3 protein-coding genes are annotated in these 1495 nt (G+C 40.9%); all 3 read left to right on the forward strand.

The features are described from left to right. On the forward strand, nt 1-408 hold a 408-nt coding region (locus tag LKD71_RS18005), incomplete at its 5' end, for a sigma factor-like helix-turn-helix DNA-binding protein (protein WP_227616427.1). A 577-nt stretch (nt 409-985) separates the two neighbouring features. Further along, complete coding sequence (locus LKD71_RS18010) at nt 986-1366, forward strand: type II toxin-antitoxin system PemK/MazF family toxin (RefSeq protein WP_015568867.1); 381 nt, start codon at nt 986-988, stop codon at nt 1364-1366. Next, the coding region (locus LKD71_RS18455) for a DUF6870 family protein (protein ID WP_334302604.1) at nt 1347-1495 on the forward strand (149 nt) is incomplete at its 3' end. The genes LKD71_RS18010 and LKD71_RS18455, both read left to right, overlap by 20 nt.

Genomic DNA, 1495 nt, shown 5'->3' on the forward strand with positions numbered 1-1495 from the left:
GAGATTACAAAAGAAGTTGCGTATGCGATGAACAATTTTTACAGAAGCAGCAAGGCAAAAAAAGTTGAGATTAAGAATGAACTGGGTGAGGTTGTGGATAAGATGCTGAGAGAAGTGCCTTACAGTGGACAGTCCATTGATGGGGAAGGATTCATGATTGAGGATTTCCCGGATCTGAATTGTGACGTGGAGCACAGTGTACTGAAGAAAATGGAACAGCAGGATATTCACAAAGTGATCGATCAGCTGAATACCGAGGAACGCATGATTATTTATAGCATTTTCTTTGAAAATAAGACACAGACACAGATGGCAGAGATTATGGGGATTTCCAGACAGGTATTAGCGTACAAGCTGAAAACAATCCTTAATAAAATGCGTGAAATGTATATGAAAGAATTTTTTTAAAAAATTTTTAAAAATTTTTTGCATCTGCCGAAGTCATTTGACTTTAGTAATTAGAGGAGCTTTAAGGACTCCCTAAAATGCACCATGATAACTGAATATCCAATAATAACTGACGTGACATTTCATGCAGAGAGCACGAGGAAGATGCCGCTATAGGATTATAAGACAAAACCAATATTTTTAGTTCAGTCCGTAATGCTGCGAAAAAGCACTGACCGAAGCCAGCTGGCAAGCTGGTGATGCGATGATATGTATGAGATGCGATACACTTGCAGATTCTGAGAAGTCTGTAACTGGTAAACCTATGAACTGCTGGAGCCTGGAAACGTGAGTTTTCGGGTTGTGGTCCGGAGTATGCATTCGGGCAGGTTATTATTCCCTTCCTGCATATGCGGGAGTAACGATTCGGGGTATCGAGGATAAATAGAATCGAGCGAGCACTGTTTAATAATCAAATTGGCTATAGAGGTTATGCGGCAGAGCTTTCCGTCTTGGAAAGGAACTCTGCCGTATTCCTGTGGAGCCAATATAGCGCTATGAATGCTTTACAAATAAAAAAGGATTGGAGAGATGACAAGTGACGATTCGAAGAGGAGATATCTTATGGGCGGATCTCGGTATGTTCCCGACAACTTCGGTTCAGGGTGGAGTAAGACCGGTGATCGTAGTAAGTAACAACAAAGCTAATACATACAGTTCAGTCATTACAGTAGTTCCGCTGACGTCAAGAATATATAAGAAGCGGTATTTGCCAACACATGTATTTATCAGCAAATATGATATGACGGGAATCCGAAAAGGAAGCCTGGCACTGGCTGAACAGGTTATGAGCATTTCTACGAAATGTATTATTGAGAAATGCGGAAGAGTGAACAAGTGGAGCCTGGATCGGGTACTGAAAGCAGTACAGATTCAGATGGGAATGGAAGGAGAAGGGCATGACGGCAGAGGAATATAGAAACTATCTGGAGCAGGATTTCAGTGATGTAGATATCAATGAAATGACTGATCTACGGATGATAAAAGCAGACAGAAATAAATCGCTTCAGGAACGGAGAGATATTTTTCTGAATAAAGTAGGAAATCC

It is taken from the genome of Fusicatenibacter faecihominis (assembly GCF_020686945.1).
GTDB lineage: Bacteria > Bacillota > Clostridia > Lachnospirales > Lachnospiraceae > Limivivens > Limivivens faecihominis.